This window comes from Bradyrhizobium sp. WU425, from assembly GCF_021052305.1.
In the GTDB taxonomy this organism is placed as follows: Bacteria; Pseudomonadota; Alphaproteobacteria; order Rhizobiales; family Xanthobacteraceae; genus Bradyrhizobium; species Bradyrhizobium canariense_D.
Map to the genome: position 1 here is coordinate 3,215,232 of NZ_CP088089.1, position 16,338 is coordinate 3,231,569.

At 64.7% G+C, this 16,338-nt stretch carries 21 protein-coding genes; 15 read left to right on the forward strand and 6 right to left on the reverse strand.

The features are described 5' to 3' along the window. The first annotated feature begins 75 nt into the window (after positions 1 to 75). Entirely contained in the window at positions 76 to 612 is a 537-nt protein-coding gene (locus BcanWU425_RS15305; protein ID WP_018455578.1) for a hypothetical protein, read from the forward strand. On the opposite strand, the gene BcanWU425_RS15310 is transcribed toward BcanWU425_RS15305, so the two are convergent. The 3 genes from BcanWU425_RS15310 to BcanWU425_RS15320 form a co-directional block, all read right to left on the reverse strand. After that, positions 574 to 966: a carboxymuconolactone decarboxylase family protein gene (locus tag BcanWU425_RS15310; RefSeq protein ID WP_085351059.1), complete on the reverse strand. Its 393-nt coding sequence runs from the start codon at positions 964 to 966 to the stop codon at positions 574 to 576. The genes BcanWU425_RS15305 and BcanWU425_RS15310 overlap by 39 nt on opposite strands. A 107-nt stretch (positions 967 to 1,073) precedes the next feature. Beyond that, on the reverse strand, positions 1,074 to 1,856 hold the full coding sequence (pcaD, locus tag BcanWU425_RS15315) for a 3-oxoadipate enol-lactonase (protein ID WP_204511638.1): 783 nt from the start codon (positions 1,854 to 1,856) through the stop codon (positions 1,074 to 1,076). Positions 1,857 to 1,892: 36 nt separating this feature from the next. Beyond that, entirely contained in the window at positions 1,893 to 3,248 is a 1,356-nt protein-coding gene (locus tag BcanWU425_RS15320; RefSeq protein ID WP_204511637.1) for a 3-carboxy-cis,cis-muconate cycloisomerase, read from the reverse strand. 184 nt (positions 3,249 to 3,432) lie between these two features. Between BcanWU425_RS15320 and BcanWU425_RS15325 the strand changes: the two genes are divergently transcribed. The 10 genes from BcanWU425_RS15325 (at position 3,433) to BcanWU425_RS15370 (ending at position 11,398) form a co-directional block, all read left to right on the forward strand. Next, entirely contained in the window at positions 3,433 to 3,879 is a 447-nt protein-coding gene (locus BcanWU425_RS15325; RefSeq protein ID WP_018455582.1) for an SRPBCC family protein, read from the forward strand. 164 nt (positions 3,880 to 4,043) lie between these two features. Beyond that, the gene (locus BcanWU425_RS15330) at positions 4,044 to 4,529 is read left to right on the forward strand and encodes a (2Fe-2S)-binding protein (RefSeq protein WP_007602418.1); all 486 of its coding nucleotides are present in this window, start codon (positions 4,044 to 4,046) and stop codon (positions 4,527 to 4,529) included. A 33-nt stretch (positions 4,530 to 4,562) separates the two neighbouring features. Further along, entirely contained in the window at positions 4,563 to 5,369 is an 807-nt protein-coding gene (locus BcanWU425_RS15335) for an FAD binding domain-containing protein (protein ID WP_204511636.1), read from the forward strand. Between the two features lie 62 nt (positions 5,370 to 5,431). Further along, positions 5,432 to 6,367 carry an AAA family ATPase gene (locus BcanWU425_RS15340; protein ID WP_026232979.1) on the forward strand — a complete coding sequence of 312 codons (936 nt, stop codon included), beginning with the start codon at positions 5,432 to 5,434 and terminating at the stop codon, positions 6,365 to 6,367. Between the two features lie 132 nt (positions 6,368 to 6,499). Next, positions 6,500 to 7,702, forward strand: a complete 1,203-nt coding sequence (locus tag BcanWU425_RS15345) for a vWA domain-containing protein (RefSeq protein WP_204511635.1) — start codon at positions 6,500 to 6,502, stop codon at positions 7,700 to 7,702. A 9-nt stretch (positions 7,703 to 7,711) separates the two neighbouring features. Next, a complete protein-coding gene (locus tag BcanWU425_RS15350; protein WP_007602422.1) occupies positions 7,712 to 8,035 on the forward strand; it encodes an XdhC family protein in 324 nt (107 codons plus the stop codon). 2 nt (positions 8,036 to 8,037) lie between these two features. Next, positions 8,038 to 8,739 carry an XdhC family protein gene (locus BcanWU425_RS15355; RefSeq protein WP_204511634.1) on the forward strand — a complete coding sequence of 234 codons (702 nt, stop codon included), beginning with the start codon at positions 8,038 to 8,040 and terminating at the stop codon, positions 8,737 to 8,739. Further along, the gene (locus BcanWU425_RS15360; protein WP_204511633.1) at positions 8,736 to 10,340 is read left to right on the forward strand and encodes an NTP transferase domain-containing protein; all 1,605 of its coding nucleotides are present in this window, start codon (positions 8,736 to 8,738) and stop codon (positions 10,338 to 10,340) included. Before BcanWU425_RS15355 ends, BcanWU425_RS15360 begins: the two co-directional genes overlap by 4 nt. Before the next feature lie 194 nt (positions 10,341 to 10,534). After that, a complete protein-coding gene (locus BcanWU425_RS15365; RefSeq protein WP_018455588.1) occupies positions 10,535 to 10,924 on the forward strand; it encodes a DUF4189 domain-containing protein in 390 nt (129 codons plus the stop codon). Between the two features lie 63 nt (positions 10,925 to 10,987). Beyond that, positions 10,988 to 11,398, forward strand: a complete 411-nt coding sequence (locus BcanWU425_RS15370; protein WP_204511632.1) for a DUF2000 family protein — start codon at positions 10,988 to 10,990, stop codon at positions 11,396 to 11,398. A 43-nt stretch (positions 11,399 to 11,441) separates the two neighbouring features. On the opposite strand, the gene BcanWU425_RS15375 is transcribed toward BcanWU425_RS15370, so the two are convergent. From BcanWU425_RS15375 to BcanWU425_RS15385, 3 genes are read right to left on the reverse strand one after another with little or no spacing between them, the layout of a single operon-like run. Continuing rightward, positions 11,442 to 11,855, reverse strand: coding sequence for a GFA family protein (locus BcanWU425_RS15375; RefSeq protein ID WP_018455590.1), 414 nt, complete (start codon positions 11,853 to 11,855; stop codon positions 11,442 to 11,444). 11 nt (positions 11,856 to 11,866) lie between these two features. Next, complete coding sequence (locus BcanWU425_RS15380; protein WP_085351066.1) at positions 11,867 to 12,331, reverse strand: SRPBCC family protein; 465 nt, start codon at positions 12,329 to 12,331, stop codon at positions 11,867 to 11,869. Next, the gene (locus BcanWU425_RS15385; protein WP_085361698.1) at positions 12,328 to 12,663 is read right to left on the reverse strand and encodes an ArsR/SmtB family transcription factor; all 336 of its coding nucleotides are present in this window, start codon (positions 12,661 to 12,663) and stop codon (positions 12,328 to 12,330) included. The genes BcanWU425_RS15380 and BcanWU425_RS15385 overlap by 4 nt, the downstream gene beginning before the upstream one ends. 108 nt (positions 12,664 to 12,771) lie before the next feature. Here BcanWU425_RS15385 and BcanWU425_RS15390 point away from each other — a divergent pair, with 108 nt between their 5' ends. From BcanWU425_RS15390 to BcanWU425_RS15405, 4 genes are read left to right on the forward strand one after another with little or no spacing between them, the layout of a single operon-like run. Then, entirely contained in the window at positions 12,772 to 13,467 is a 696-nt protein-coding gene (locus BcanWU425_RS15390) for a TetR/AcrR family transcriptional regulator (RefSeq protein WP_085351068.1), read from the forward strand. Beyond that, positions 13,464 to 14,252 carry an HlyD family secretion protein gene (locus BcanWU425_RS15395; RefSeq protein WP_085351069.1) on the forward strand — a complete coding sequence of 263 codons (789 nt, stop codon included), beginning with the start codon at positions 13,464 to 13,466 and terminating at the stop codon, positions 14,250 to 14,252. The genes BcanWU425_RS15390 and BcanWU425_RS15395 overlap by 4 nt, the downstream gene beginning before the upstream one ends. Beyond that, positions 14,249 to 15,178, forward strand: coding sequence for an ABC transporter ATP-binding protein (locus BcanWU425_RS15400; protein WP_204511631.1), 930 nt, complete (start codon positions 14,249 to 14,251; stop codon positions 15,176 to 15,178). Before BcanWU425_RS15395 ends, BcanWU425_RS15400 begins: the two co-directional genes overlap by 4 nt. After that, positions 15,175 to 16,338 (forward strand): ABC transporter permease, encoded by a 1,164-nt coding sequence (locus BcanWU425_RS15405; RefSeq protein WP_018455596.1) that lies wholly within the window; start codon positions 15,175 to 15,177, stop codon positions 16,336 to 16,338. Before BcanWU425_RS15400 ends, BcanWU425_RS15405 begins: the two co-directional genes overlap by 4 nt.

The window sequence follows — 16,338 nt, forward strand, 5'->3', positions numbered from 1 at the left end:
GCCAAAGTCTGATGCGAGTTAGCTCCCGGCAGAGCCTTTCATCGAAGGCGCGGGCCAAACGAAGCGGGAAGCGGCATGTTCGGAAACTGGCGGATCGGTTCGGTCAACGGCGCACTTCTGGCGGCCTATTTCATCCCGACCTGGACCCTCGTTGCCTTCAACATCATGGTGGCGCCGGTGCACGGCCTCTATGAGCGGCCGAGCGTCGCAGTCGCTCTTTTCCTCAGCGACCATCTCCAGATGGCGGGGATGGACACGGTGCGCGCCGCCTGGCTGCTGGCGCTGGGGCGCTTAACGGTGGTGGCGTTCTTTGCGATCTACCTGGCGCTGCTCTGCATCCCCCGTATCCGCAAGAACGGCGGCAGCGACGAAGCGCTCGGCATTGCGCTTGCGATCGGCAGCCTGATCTCGTTTGCGAGCATGATCATGGCCTCGAAGGTCGGCGAGATGGCCGCGCTGCGGTTGCACGCCACCGAACTTCTGCTCTTGCTCGGTGCCGCCATCGTGGTGGTGATCGAGCGGCCCGCGGCGGCGCCCAAGATCGTTCAGAAGCCCGTCGAGGCCACCCCGCCGCTAGGTCTTGAGCAGGCCGAGCTCCTGCACAATCGCTGAGGCTTCCTTGACGGCGTGGTTCGCCGCCGGCACGCCGCAATAGATCGCCTGCTGCAGCAGGATTTCCTTGATGTCGTTGGGCGTGAAGCCACCCTCGGCGAGGGCGGCGCGCACATGCAGGCGGAATTCATCCCATTGCCCAAGCGCAACCATGGTGCCGATCACCAGCACCCGCCGCGTGCGCTCGTCGAAATGCGGCCGCGTCCAGATCTCGCCCCAGGCGTAGCGCGTGATCATGTCCTGGAAATCGGTGTTGAATGCATTGCGACCCGCGATCGACTTGTCGACCCAGGCATTGCCCAGCACTTTTCGGCGCACGTTCATACCGGCATCGCGGCGTTTCTGGTCGTCCATGCTGTTTCCTCCTTCGTCATTGCGAGGAGCGAAGCGACGAAGCAATCCAGTCTCTCACGGCAGATGGATTTCTGGTTGCATCGCTGTGCTCCCAACGACGGTTGTGGCTAGCGTTGCGTCAAAAAGCCCACGACCGCGTCGGTGAATGCGTGCGGCTGCTCGACATTGGAAATGTGGGCGGCGTCAATGATGGTCATGCTCGCGCCGGGAATGCTTGAGCGGATCAATTCACCCGCCGAAATCGGCGTCGCCATGTCGTGGCGGCCGGCGATCACCAGTGTCGGGCTCTTGATGTTCGGCAGCAACGCGCGCTGGTCGAGCGTCGACAGCGCTTCGCAGCAGGCGAGATAGCCTTCGAGCGGCGAGGCCAGCAGCATCTCCTTCATCCTGGCGGTGGTGTCGGGCGCGCGCTCGCGGAAATCCTGGGTGAGCCAGCCGGCGATAACGGCGTCGGCGACGGCGGCGATGCCGCCCTTCTTCACCGCGTCAATGCGCTCGAGCCATTTGGTCGGCTCGGCGTAGTAGCAGGAGGTGTTGGCGAGGATGAGCTTGCCGAAGCGCTCCGGCGCGTTCGCGCCGAGCCATTGCCCAACCATGCCGCCCATCGACAGGCCGCACCAGTGCACTTTTTCGATATTGAGGTCGTCCAGGATGGCGAGCACGTCGCGGCCGAAGCGCTCCATGGTGTAGGGGCCGGGCGGAACGTTGGACTTGCCGTGGCCGCGGCGGTCGTAGCGGATGACGCGGAATATCTGCGTCAGTGCCTTCATCTGCGGCTCCCACATCTGCAGCGTGCAGCCGAGCGAGTTCGAGAGCATCAGCGTCGGCCCGCCGTCGCGGCCCTCGACGGAGACGTTGATCAGGCAACCGTCGGCATCGATCATGGGCATGCGGGCGTCTCCGTTTTATTTGCGCGCAGGACTGCTTTATTCGCGTTCGAGGCTGTCGAGCAGGCGGTCGATCAGGACTTGGGAAGCGCCTTGATAGGCCATCGGCTCGAACAACGCCGCAATTTTTTCCGGCGAAAGATGCGCAGTGACATGCGAATCGGCTGCGAGCACCTCGCGCAGATGCTTCTTCTCGGCGACCGCGCGCTTGCTCGCGGCCTCGATCAGATGATGCGCATCGCTCTTGCCCATCGTCTCGGCCAGCGCAAAGGTAACCGCTTCCGCCATGATCAGCCCGTGCGTCGCATCGAGATTGCTGCGCATGCGCGCGGCATCGACATCGAGACCCTCGGCGATGTCGACGATGGCGGCAAGCGCGCCGGAGGTGACCAGCATCAACTGCGGCAGCGTCGGCCATTCCGCGTGCCAGGGACCGGCGCTGCGTTCGTGGTCCTGCACCTGTGCGGCAAAAATCGTCGCTGCGAGCTGAGGCGCCATGGTCGCGCAGCCGAGCGCGCTTGCGGCTGCGACCGGGTTGCGCTTGTGCGGCATGGTCGAGGAGCCGCCGCGGCCTTCCCCGGCGGGCTCGAACGCCTCTGCGACGTCGGTCTGCATCAGCAGCGAGACGTCGCGCGCGATCTTGCCGCAGCTTCCGGCGAGAATCGCGAAGGCTGATGCGGCTTCCGCGATGCGGTCACGGTGGGTGTGCCAGGGGGCTTCAGGCAATGGCAGGTTCAGCTCCTGCGCCAGCCGTTCTGAAACGACGAGCCCCTTGTCGCCAAGTGCCGCAAGCGTGCCGGCCGCGCCGCCGAATTGCAGTGCGAGGCCCTCGCGGCGCAGCCGCCTGAGGCGGCAGCGGGCGCGGGCAAGGCTTGCGGCATATTCGGCGGCCTTCAGTCCGAACGGCATCGGCAGGGCGTGCTGGAGCCAGGTTCGCGCCACCATTGCCGTGTTGCGATGACTGCGCGCAAGTGCGGCAAAGCCCTTGATGGCGCGGCTGAGATCGGCGTCCAATGCATCGATGCCGGCGCGAAGCGTGAGCATGGTCGCGCTGTCGATGACGTCCTGGCTGGTCGCGCCCCAATGCACGTAGCGTGCGGCCTCGGCGTCGCCCTTGCCGACATTGGCGGTCAGAGTCTTGACCAGGGGGATCGCGAGATTGCCGGATCGAGTCGCGGCCTCGGCCAGCGCAGCCATGTCAAAGGTATCGGCCTTGCACGCGGCTTCGATCGGGCCCACCGCGGACGCGGGAATCACACCCGTGGCCGCCTCGGCTCGGGCGAGGGCTGCCTCGAAATCGAGCATATTCTGAAGGGTCGACCGGTCGTCGCAGACCGCGCGCATGGCCACGCTCGACAGCATCGGCGCGAGCAGGGGGGAGAGGGATGTGCTCATATTGTGCGGGACCTAACCACCATGACCCGCCTGTGCCAATCCCAAACCGGCGGCGCAAGCTTTTTGCAGTTGCGAATATGCATTGCACGTGACCGAGGGCCACCCTTTCTTTTGCCGCCTCTGTGCGGTACTTGAGCTGCATTATAGTTGCGCGATCCAAGTTCGGTATCCCGGGAGGCACCCAATGGCCATGACGATGAACGGCGAAGTCCAGCTTGCGGCGCCGCGCGAGGCCGTGTGGGCCAAGCTCAACGATGCCGAGGTGCTGAAGGCCTGCATCCCCGGCTGCGAGGAGCTGGAGAAGACCGACGATGGCGGCTTTCGCGCGACGGCGAAAATGAAGGTCGGTCCGGTGTCGGCGCGCTTCAAGGGCAAGGTCACACTGTCCGATCTCGACCCGCCGAACGGCTACAAGATCTCCGGCGAAGGCGAGGGCGGGGTGGCCGGCTTCGCCAAGGGTGGCGCCGTGGTCAAGCTTGCGGAGAAGGACGGCGGCACGCTTTTGTCCTACGAGGTCGAGGCGCAGATCGGCGGCAAGTTGGCGCAGCTCGGCCAGCGCCTGATCAACGGCGCCGCCAAGAAACTGGCCGACGAATTTTTCGCGAACTTCGCCAAGGCGGTACAGGGCTGAAGGCCAACACCTCAAGCATTGCGCCTTTCGGCATATCGCGTTTTGTCATGGCGCCTTGCATTCCGGGTGATGTTGCCCCGGGGCATAATGGCCCATATGATGGGTTGGAATAAATATAAGAACCGCTTCGACGGGACCCGTCGGGGCGCTGATAGAGAGTGTTTATGGCAAAAATCTCCCTCATCGTGAACGGCAATCCTGTCACGGCCAATGTCGATCCCCGCACCCTGCTGGTGCAGTTCCTGCGCGAGAATCTGCGGCTCACCGGCACCCATGTCGGCTGCGACACCTCGCAGTGCGGCGCTTGCGTCGTGCATCTGGACGGCAAGGCCGTGAAGTCCTGCACCACGCTCGCCGTGATGGCCGACGGCCACGAGGTCAAGACGATCGAGGGCCTGGCCGCCGACGGCGCGCCGCTGCATCCGATGCAGGAGGCCTTCCGCGAACACCATGGCCTGCAGTGCGGCTTCTGCACGCCCGGCATGATCATGACCGCGATCGACATCGTCCATCGCAAGGGCAACGAGCTCGACGACCACACCATCCGCGAGGAGCTGGAAGGCAATCTCTGCCGCTGCACCGGCTACCAGAACATCGTCACCTCGATCTCCGCCGGCGCCAAGGCGATGGCGAAATCCGATCTCGCGTAAACCTCGCGCGCACTCTGCGATCAGGACATTCAGATGTACGATTTCAAATACCATCGCCCCGGGACCGTTCGGCAGGCCGCCAACCTCCTGGTGAAGAACGAAGACGCCAAGGTGATCGCCGGCGGCCACACGCTGATTCCCGTCATGAAGCAGCGCCTCGCCAGCCCGCCGCATCTGGTCGACCTCTCCCACATCGATGGGCTCAACACGATCGAGATGAAGGGCCGCGCGCTCGTGATCGGTGCCACCGCCAGGCATGCCGAGGTCGCAAGCTCCGCCATCGTCGGCGAGGCGATCCCGGCGCTCGCGAACCTGGCCGGCCAGATCGGCGATCCCGCCGTGCGCCACAAGGGCACGATCGGCGGCTCGCTCGCCAACAACGACCCGACAGCGGACTATCCGGCTGCCGTGCTTGCGCTCGGCGCCACCATCGTCACCAACAAGCGCCGCCTCAAGGCGGAGGAGTTTTTCCAGGGCCTGTTCACGACGGCGCTCGAAGCCGACGAGATCATCACCAAGGTGATGTTCCCGCTGCCGAAGAAGGCGGCCTATATCAAGTTCCGCAACCAGGCCTCGCGTTACGCGCTGGTCGGCGTGTTCGTGGCGCGGCGTCCCTCCGACGTGCGGGTCGCGGTCACCGGCGCCGGCTCCGAAGGCGTGTTCCGTGTCACCGCATTCGAGGAAGCCCTGAAGAAGCGCTTCGCCGCGAAGGCGCTTGAGGGCATCGAGGTGCCGGCGGACGGCCTCAACAGCGACATCCATGGCAGCGCCGAATACCGCGCGCACCTCATCGGCGTGCTGACGCGGCGTGCCCTCGACGCCGCCAACGCCAAGGAGTGAGTGATCCTCACGCCTCGGCCCAAACTTGTCCCCGGTGAGGGCGTAGCGAGACTGGCTTTTTCATGACCTCAGCGGCCAATACGTCCGGTGCCAATACTTCAGTTGTATTGCCGGCATCGGTCGATTCGATGCTCGAACTCCTGACGTCGCGCGGCTATCTGGCCGAGCGATCGCTGGCCACGGTGACCTATCTGTCGCTGCGCATGGGCCGGCCGCTGTTTCTGGAAGGCGAAGCCGGCGTCGGCAAGACCGAGATCGCAAAAGTGCTGTCGGCGGCCTTGGGGCGGAAGCTGATCCGTCTGCAGTGTTACGAAGGCCTCGACGTTTCCTCGGCGGTCTACGAATGGAATAGCGCCGCGCAGATGATCGCGATCCGGATGGCGGAAGCCGCCGGCGACACCGATCGCGATCAGCTCTCCTCCGATATCTTCGCCGACCGCTACATGATCAAGCGGCCGCTGCTGCAGGCGCTGGAGCCCGACGTTGCGGGACCGCCGGTGCTCTTGATCGACGAGCTCGACCGCGCCGACGAGGCGTTCGAGGCGTATCTGCTCGAAATCCTCAGCGACTTCCAGGTGACGATTCCCGAATTCGGCACCGTGAAGGCGCCGCATCCGCCGATCGTGATCATCACCTCCAACCGCACCCGCGAAATCCACGACGCGCTGAAGCGGCGCTGTCTCTATCACTGGGTCGATTATCCCGATGCCGATCGTGAGCTCGCGATCGTCAAGTCGCGCGTGCCGGGCATCTCCGCGAAACTGTCGCAGCAGGTCGTGCGCTTCGTCCAGGCGCTACGCAATCAGGATTTCTACAAATCGCCGGGCGTTGCCGAGACCATCGACTGGGCCACTGCGCTGTCGGAGCTCGACGCCCGCTCGCTGACCCCGCAAGTGGTCGGCGACACGCTGGGCGCGCTGCTCAAATACCAGGACGACATCACGCGGATGCAGGGCGACACCTTGCAGAAGGTGCTGAAGGACGCGACGAGCGAGTAACTTGTCATTCCGGGGCGCGCGGGAGCGTGAACTCTGGTGCGCAATTGCGCACCTGAGAATCTCGCGCCACAATCTCTGGATTCCGGGTTCGTCGCTTCGCGACGCGCCGGAATGACGGAGCGAGGAAAGACCATGGCCATCAACCACCTTGCGCCTGAGCAGACCGAGCAGTTCGCCGACAACATCGTGGGCTTCGCCCGCGCGCTGCGTTCGGCCGGCATGCCGGTCGGGCCGGGTGCGGTCATCGATGCCATGAGCGCGCTTGAGGTGATCGACATCGGCCACCGCGCCGACGTCTTCACCACCCTGGAGGCGATCTTCGTCAAGCGCCACGAGCATGCGCTGATCTTCAAACAGGCCTTCAACCTGTTCTTCCGGGCGTCGGAAGAGTGGAAGCACATGCTGGATTCGGTGCCGCTGCCGGAGCAGGCCAAGAAGAAGCCGCAGGCCGGCTCCCGCCGCGTCCAGGAGGCGATGTCGCAGCCGCGCATGACGGAGACGCCGCAGCACCAGGAGCAGGATTTGCGCCTGTCGTTCTCCGACAAGGAAATCCTTCAGAAGAAGGATTTCGCTCAGATGAGCGCGGCCGAGATCACCGAAGCGCTCCGCGCTGTCGAGCGGATGCGGCTGCCGCAGGCCGAGCTATTGACGCGCCGGCACCGGCCTGATGCGCGCGGGCTTCGTCTCGATTTGCGCCGCACCTTACGCGCGTCCTTGCGCACCGGTGGCGACATCATCGACATCCATCGCCTCGGGCGGATCGAGAAACCGGCGCCGATCGTCGCGCTGCTCGACATCTCGGGTTCGATGAGCGAGTACACCCGCCTGTTCCTGCATTTCCTGCATGCCATAGGGGACGCGCGAAAACGTGTCTCGGTGTTCCTGTTCGGCACTCGCCTCACCAACGTGACCCGGGCGCTGCGCCAGCGCGACCCCGACGAGGCGCTGGCGAGCTGCTCGGCCTCGGTCGAGGACTGGGCCGGCGGCACGCGGATCTCGGCCTCCCTGCACAATTTCAACAAATTGTGGGCGCGGCGCGTGCTGAGCCAGGGCGCCATCGTGCTGCTGATCTCCGACGGGCTGGAGCGGGAAGCCGATTCCAAGCTCGCCTTCGAGATGGACCGGCTGCACCGTTCCTGCCGGCGGCTGATCTGGCTCAACCCGCTGCTGCGGTTTGGCGGCTTCGAGGCCAAGGCCCAGGGCATCAAAATGATGCTGCCGCACGTTGACGAATTCCGTCCGGTACATAATTTGAGCTCGATCCAGGAGCTGATCACCACGCTCTCCCGGCCGCTGCCGCCGCATCACCGCAGCTTGATCCGCTCCGCAGCCTGAGAGGTAGCCATGCTCGATCGCGACGAGGATATTCTGAAGGCGGCGGAGGACTGGCAGAAGGCCGGCCGTGGCGTCGCGCTCGCCACCGTGGTCGAGACCTGGGGCTCGGCACCGCGTCCGGCGGGCTCGAGCCTAGTCATCAACGACGAGGGCACGTTCCTGGGGTCCGTCTCCGGCGGCTGCGTCGAGGGCGCCGTGGTCACGGAGGCCATGGATGTGATCCAGAGCGGCAAGCCCAGGATGCTGGAGTTTGGGGTTGCCGACGAGACTGCCTGGAATGTCGGGCTGTCCTGCGGCGGCACCATCCGCGTCTTCGTCGAGAAAGTCGGCTAGCCGTGAAGCTCGAGATCTTGCACGAACTCAATACCGAGCGCGCCGCGCGCCGCGCGGTGATTTTGGTCACCGACACCGAGAGTGGTGAGCAGCGCCTGGTGAAGGCCAAGGATTTTGCCAAGGATCCATTAGGCGCCGAGCTCGACAAGCAGCTTCGCATGGGCAAAAGCGCCAGCGTCGAAGCCGGCGGCAAGAAGCTTTTCCTCAACGTCTATGCGCCGACCGCAAAGCTCGTCATCGTCGGCGCCGTCCATATCAGCCAGGCCCTGGCACCGCTGGCGCGCTCGCTCGGCTACGACGTCACCGTGGTCGATCCGCGCACGGCCTTTGCGAGCCCCGAGCGCTTCCCCGACGTTCCACTGGTCGCGGAATGGCCCGACACGGCGCTGCCGCTGCTCAACGTCGACGCCTACACGGCCTTCGTCGCGGTAACGCACGATCCCAAGATCGACGATCCCGCGCTGCTGCACGCCTTCGAGCGCAACTGCTTCTATATCGGCGCGCTCGGATCGCGGAAGACGCACGCCAAGCGCGGCGCCCGGCTGCGGGCGCAAGGCGCCAAGGAGGCTGACATCGCGCGCATTCACGCGCCGATCGGGCTTGCGATCGGCGCGGTCTCGCCGTCCGAGATCGCGGTCTCGATCATGGCCGAGATCACGGCGGTGCTTCGCCTGCCGCCCAAAGAAAAAGAAGAAGCCGCATGAAGTTCGGCCCGGCGAGTCCCAGGGATGCGATCGGCGGGGTGACCGTCCACACCCTGCGCCAGGGACCGCTGGTGCTGAAAAAGGGCACGACGATCGGCCCGGCCGAGGTCGAGGCGCTGGAGCGCGCCGGCATCAAGGACGTTGTGGTGGTGCGGATGGAGGAGGGCGATGTCTCCGAGGACATCGCTGCCGCCAGCATCGCGCTCGCGGTCGGCGGCGAGGGCATCCATGTCGAGCGCGCCTTCACCGGCCGGGCCAATCTGTTCGCCGCGCAGCCAGGCGTGCTGGTGATCGATCGCGCCGCGGTGGACCGCATCAACAATATCGACGAGGCCATTACCTTTGCCACGCTCTCCGCCTACAAGCCGGTGGTCGAGGGCGAGATGGTCGGCACCGTCAAGATCATCCCGTTCGGCGTCAAAGGAAACTTGCGTGATGCCGCGGTGAAGGCCGCGGGTCGCGACGTTCTGAAGATCGCGCCTTACGTCATCAAGCGCGTCGGCGTGGTCTCGACGCTGCTGCCCGGCCTGTCCTCCAAGGTGATCGACAAGACGTTGCGGGTCACCGCCGAGCGGCTGGCGCCAGCCGGAGCCGGCATCATCGCGGAGCGGCGGGTTCCGCATGAGGAGCAGGCGCTGTCGGCTGCGATCAAGGAACTGCTGGGACTTGGCGCCGAGCTCGTGATCGTGTTCGGTGCATCCGCGATCGCCGACCGCCGCGACGTGATCCCTGCGGCCGTGACCGGCATCGGCGGCGAGATCGAGCATTTCGGCATGCCGGTGGATCCCGGCAACCTGCTGCTGATTGCCCGGGCCGGCGCCGTGCCGGTGCTGGGCGCGCCCGGCTGCGCGCGCTCGCCGGTCGAGAACGGCTTTGACTGGGTGCTGATGCGGCTGCTCGCGGGCATCAAGGTGACGCGGTCCGAGCTGATGGGCATGGGTGTTGGCGGCCTCCTGATGGAGATCGTCACGCGCCCGCAGCCGCGCGCAAAACCGGAGATCGAGGGCAACAACCAGGTCGCGGTCATCGTGCTCGCAGCAGGCCGCTCGACCCGGATGGGTGGGCCGAACAAGCTACTGGCCGAGCTCGATGGCAAGAAGCTGGTGCGAATAGCGACCGAGCAGGCGCTGGCCTCCAAGGCGTCCGAGGTGATCGTCGTCACCGGCCATCAGACCGAGCTGATCGAACAAGCCTTGCAGGGCCTGAAGGTGCGTTTTGTCAAAAATCCGGATTTTGCCGGCGGCATCGCAAGCTCGGTCAAGGCGGGCATCGCGGCCGTTCCCGAGGCGTCCGACGGCGCCGTGGTCTGCCTCGGCGACATGCCGCTGATCGACGCCGGCCTGATCGACCGTCTCATCGACGCGTTCGCACCGGACCGCGGCAATCTCATCGTCGTGCCCGTCAGCGAAGGTCGCCGCGGCAACCCTGTGCTGTGGTCGCGCCGCTTCTTCAAGGAGTTGATGACGCTCGACGGCGATGTCGGCGCGCGCCATCTGATCGCCAAGCACACCGAGGCCGTCGCCGAAGTGCCGGTCGACGGCGAGAGCGTCTTCCTCGACATCGACACGCCGCAGGCATTGGAAGCGGCACGGCGGGGATAGCGGTTCGTAGGGTAGGCAAAGGCGCGCAGCGCCGTGCCTACCATCCCTCGACACGGTGGTGTTTGATTGGTAGGCACGCGTCGCTTTGCCCACCTACCGCGCCGCCCAGGCCTCAATTCAACGCCCCGTTCACCATCTGGAAACAACCGCCGCTTACAGTCACCTTCACCTGCCTTGGGGGGAGGGGTTTTTCCATGGCTTCGAACGTCGTCGCGCGCCGTTGCGCGATGTTTTTCTTTGCGCTGTCCGTCTGCATCGCGGGCGCTCGCCATATCACGGATGCGCATGCCGCCGGTGCATTTGCGGTCGGCAAGTGCGGCGCTTACGGCCAGGCCTTTGATTATGGCGCCGAGCACGAAGCCCGTGCGGCGGCGCAGAAGCAGTGCAAGGGCGATTGCACGACCGTGACGATGAAGCGCGCCTGCGCCGCGATGTCGGTCGATCTTTCCAATCCCTGCGGCGCCTATGGCTATGCCGTCAAGCCGAAGATATCGACCACGCTCAATGCCGCCACGCGCGAATGCTACAAATACGGCGGCAAGGAATGCGTGATCCGCGCCTGGGCCTGCGACGCCAAGGGTTGATTCCTGTTGCAGTCATTCCGATCGTGCGTAGCATCGAATCCGGAATGACAGTCGGGGAGTTGCATGCAGTTCGATACCAAGATCGCCATCGTGATTCGTACCGATCTTCAAGCCTGGCAGAAGCTCAACGTCGCGGCCTTCCTCACCAGCGGCATCGCCGCGGCCTTTCCGGAATGCATCGGCGAGCCCTATGAGGACGCGTCGGGCACGAAATATCACGCGCTGATCGGTCAGCCGATCCTGATCTATGGGGCCGACGGTCCCGCATTGACGCGCGCGCTCGATCGGGCCCTGACGCGCAACGTCAAGCCGGCGGTCTATACCGAGGACATGTTCAAGACCACTCATGATGCGGCCAACCGCGAGGTGGTGAGGGCAGTGGCGCGCACCGATCTCGATCTCGTCGGTCTCGCGATGCGCGCGGAGCGCAAGGTGATCGACAAGATCGTCGACGGGTTGAAGTTTCATAGTTGACGTGAACGCGCGCGGTCTTGCGCGCGCTTCCACCTGCGATGCCTCACCCCGGCGGCATGCCCGCGAATTTGGGCAGGTCAGGGTCAAGACGATCCCAGTGATGTCCGCGCGCGGCGAAAGTGACCGCCTGCGGCTTGTAGCGGGCGGGCTCGTCGAGGCTTGCGGCGCGGATCGTGAAGACGTCGGGCTGTGCCGCGAAGGTCATGTACACAGGCACGCCGCACTGTGTGCAGAAACCGCGCGTCTTCACGTTGCCGCTGTTGGCGACCATGTCCCAATGCTTTGCCTCGCCCGTCACCGTGACGCCGTCGCGTGCGAATGTCATGTACGAGCCGTGGGCGCTGCCGCTTTCGCGCTGGCAGTCCCGGCACTGGCAGTGATTGCTGAACAGCGGCTCACCGGCAATCGAATAGCGGATCGCGCCGCAGGCGCAGCCGCCGGTATAGGGCTTGGTCATGCGATTACTCCTTACTTGTCTTCGCCGCTGATCTCGTCGAGCTGGCGGACGACCTTCTTCCAGCCGCCGCTCATGCCCGTGTAGGCCGATTCGTTCCTGGGCAAGACGAAGCCCGCATGAACCAGACGGATCCGCGTGCCGTCCTCGACCGGGGTGAGGGACCACGTCACGACGGTGTCGAGCGGCGCGCCGTAGCCAATGTTGCGCTCATCGCCGCCCTTCCAGGCGTAGACGAGGCGGCGGTTCGGCATGACTTCCAGGACCCGGCAATGGATGACACCATCCCATGCGCCGCCCGGCGTGGTCTGGTAGGTGAAAGTGTTGCCTTCGACGGCCTCGAAACCGGTCGGCGGCATCAGCCAGCGCGCGATGAGCTGGGCGCTGGTCAGCGCCTTCCAGATCGTCTCCGGCGCATGAGGGAGCACCTCGTCGATGACGATGTCTTTTGTCTCGGCTTTCAATTCAACAGCACTCACGGCTCGATCTCCTTCAAGAGGTCACGCAGGTTCTGGAAGCGCTCGCGCCAGAACACGCCGTAATGGTCCATCCAGGAGACCAGCGGTTCGAGGCCTTGCGGCGCGGCACGGTAATAGACGTTGCGGCCCTCGGCACGCTCGGCGACGAGGCCGGCCTGCTTGAGGGACTTCAAATGTTGCGAGATCGCGCCTTGCGTCACGCCACTTCCCCGCGTGAGTTCAGCGACGCTGATCTCCGTGCTCTCGAACACGCGTTCGAAGACGGCGCGTCGCGTCGGGTCCGCGAGGGCGCGCATGACGGTGGTAACGGGATTTGGGGCGGCTTCGATCATAGAATTAGATTAGCCGTAGCTAATGAATTAGTCAATACTAATTTGTGGACCAGATTGGGTCCGCAGCGCTGTCTTGACTATGACTGACTGGTCAGTCATATCAGATAGATGACCAGGAAACCCGCCAAAGCCGCCACGCCGCCCGCAGCTCGCGCGAACGCGAAGGCCAATTCACACGCTGGCGAGGACGCGGTGCCCGCGTCGAGCCGTGCCACGCGCGCGGCGGAGCGGCGCGCGGCGATCGTGGATGCCGCGATGGAGGAATTCATCGCGCGGGGCTTTGCCGCGACGCGGCTCGACGACATCGCGAAGCGTGCGGGTGTCGCCAAGGGCACCATCTACCTGCACTTCAAGGACAAGGAATCGATGTTCGAGGAGCTGGTCCGGACGGTGATCGTGCCTGTCGTGACCCGGTTGACGGCATTGCCGCCACCGGCGGGCTCGGTGCGCGATCTGGTCGAGGCGTTTGCGAGCAACTTCCTGAAGGAGGTCATCGGCACCAGGCGCGGCGATCTCGTGCGCCTGATCGTGGCCGAGGGGCCGCGGTTTCCCTCCGTGGCCGACTTCTACTACCGCGAGGTCGTCTCGCGCGGCATCTCCGCCATGCGCGCCCTGATCGAGCTCGGCATCGCCCGCGGCGAGATCCGCCAGAAGAACCTGGCGCACTATCCGCAGATCCTGGTCGCACCCGCGATGATCGCGGTGATCTGGCAGAGCCTGTTTGCGCGGCACGCGCCGCTCGACGCGCAGGACATGCTGCGCGTTCATCTCGATTTGATTTTTGGCGAACGGAGCACGACATGAGGCCGTCGCAAGCAATTTCTGTACTCGCATTGATCGCGGTCCTCGCGACCGGGCTTGCCGGTTGTAAGGACAAGCGTGATCCCGGCTTCCAGGGCTGGGTCGAGGCTGACATGATCTTCGTTAGCCCAGACGAGGCGGGTCGCGTGACGAAGCTCAACGTCCGCGAGGGCGATCAGGTCAAGGTCGGCGATCATCTCTATTCCGTCGACGACGATCTCCAGCTTGCCGATCTCAATCAGAACAAGGCGACGCTGGCGAATGCGCAGCAAACCTACGATCGCGCGGCTTCGCTGAGCAAGACCGGCTCGGGCACGCAGGCCAATCTCGACTCGGCGGTCTCCGCCTTGCGCGTCGCCGAGGCACGGGTGGCGACCTCGGAGACGCGGATGGCGCGGCGCAAGGGCTTTGCGCCGGTCGCCGGCACCATCCAGCAGATCTATTTTCGCGAGGGCGAGATGGTGGCGGCGCAGCGGCCGGTGCTCTCGATCATGCCGCCCGGCAACATGAAGCTGCGCTTCTTCGTGCCGGAGACCGAGCTGCCGAAGCTTGCGATCGGCGATACGGTGCGGATCGCGTGCGACAATTGCGCCGCCGATCTCACCGCAAAGATCTATTTCATCGCAACCTCGGCCGAATACACGCCGCCTGTCATTTACAGCCTCGAGGAGCGCAACAAGCTCGTCTATCTGATCCAGGCGCGGCCTTCGCGTCCCGACGCCTTGCGCGTCGGACAGCCGATCGACGTCTATCTCAATCCAAAAACTCCGGTGGCGGACAAACGATGAGCGGCAATGGCATCGCGATCGACGTCAAGGGCCTGACCAAGTCGTTCGGCGGCCGGGAGGTCGTGCACGATCTGTCGATGCAGGTGAAACGCGGCTCGATCTACGGCTTCCTCGGGCCGAACGGCTCCGGCAAGACGACGACCATCCGCATCCTCTGCGGCCTGCTCACACCCGACAGCGGCGAGGGCACCTGCCTCGGCTACGACATCCTGAACGACGCCGAAAAGATCAAGCGCCAGGTCGGCTACATGACCCAGCGGTTCAGCCTGTATCAGGACCTGTCGGTGCGCGAGAATCTCGAATTCGTCGCGCGGCTCTATGGCCTTGCCGACGCCCGCGGCGCCGCGCGCGACATGATCAAGCGGATCGGGCTCTCGGGGCGCGAGGAACAGCTCGCGGGCGAACTCTCCGGCGGCTGGAAGCAGCGGTTGGCGCTAGGTGCCTGCACATTGCCCAGTCCGAAACTGCTGCTGCTCGACGAGCCGACCGCCGGCGTCGATCCCAAAGCGCGGCGCGATTTCTGGAACGAGATTCATGCACTCGCGGCCGACGGTCTCACCGTGCTGGTCTCGACCCACTACATGGACGAGGCCGAGCGCTGTCACGAGATCGCTTATATCGCCTATGGCCATCTGCTCGTGCATGGCACCGTGGACGAGGTGATCGCGAAATCCGCGTTGACGACCTACACCGTGACGGGCGAGGACCTGAACGAGCTCACGGCTGCGCTCACCGGCAAGCCGGGAATCGACATGGTGGCGCCGTTCGGCACGTCGCTGCACGTCTCCGGCCGCGACGTCGCCGCGCTCGAGGCCAGCATCGCGCCGTGGCGCGAAAAAAGTGGACTGCATTGGCACAAATCATCGCCGTCACTGGAAGACGTGTTTATCGAATTGATGAGCCGTTCCAAGGACAATTTCCAATGAGCGCGGTCGATCATCCTGAACCCCAGCACGCGATCCGGGAGCGCTTCGGCTTCTGGAGGCGCTCCTATGCGATGCTGATCAAGGAGTTCATCCAGCTCAAGCGCGACCGCGTGTCATTTGCGATGATCGTGATGCTGCCTGTGATGCAGCTGCTCTTGTTCGGCTATGCCATCAACACCACGCCGCACAATCTGCCGAGCGCGGTGCTGCTTCAGGAGGATTCCGATCTCGCACGCTCGATCCTGAAGGCGCTGGAGAACACCGCCTATTTCCGCTTTCTCTACGAAGTCCACGACGTCGAAGATTTCGACAATCTCCTGAAATCCGGCAAGGTTCTGTTCGGCGTCGAGATCCCGCGCGGCTTCGAGCGGGCAGTGCGGCGCGGCGATAAGCCGGCGCTGCTGGTCGCGGCTGACGCCACCGATCCAGTGGCGGCGAGCGCGGCGATCGGCTCGCTCGGCATGGTCGTGCAGACCGCACTCAAGCACGATCTCTACATCGGAGATCCCCCGGAGATGCCGTTCGAGATCCGCGCGCACGCCCGCTACAACCCCGCCGCCGCGTCGAGCCTCAACATCGTGCCGGGCCTCGTCGGCACCATCCTGACCATGACCATGCTGATCTTCACCGCGCTCTCGGTCACGCGCGAGGTCGAGCGCGGCACGATGGAGAGCCTGCTGTCGATGCCGATCAAGCCGGTCGAGGTGATGTTCGGCAAGATCATTCCCTACGTGCTGGTCGGGTTCGTGCAGGCGTTCCTCATCATTGGCATCGGGGTCGGCCTGTTTGGCGTGCCGGTGCTCGGAAATCTGTTCCTGCTGGCGCTGCTCTCGACGCTCTTCATCACGACCAATCTGGCGATCGGGTACACGATCTCGACGCTGGTGCAGAACCAGCTCCAGGCGATGCAGATGTCGATGATGTTCTTCCTGCCGAGCATCTTGCTGTCCGGATTCATGTTCCCGTTCGCCGGGATGCCGGCCTGGGCGCAATATGTCGGTGAGTGCCTGCCGCTGACGCATTATTTGCGCATCGTCCGCGCCATCATGCTGAAGGGTGCGAGCATGCAAAATTTGCGTTTCGACGCGTTGGCGCTGGCGGTCCTGATGCTGCTCGCCATGACCATCGCCGTGACGCGCTTCCGCCGCACGCTGGATTGA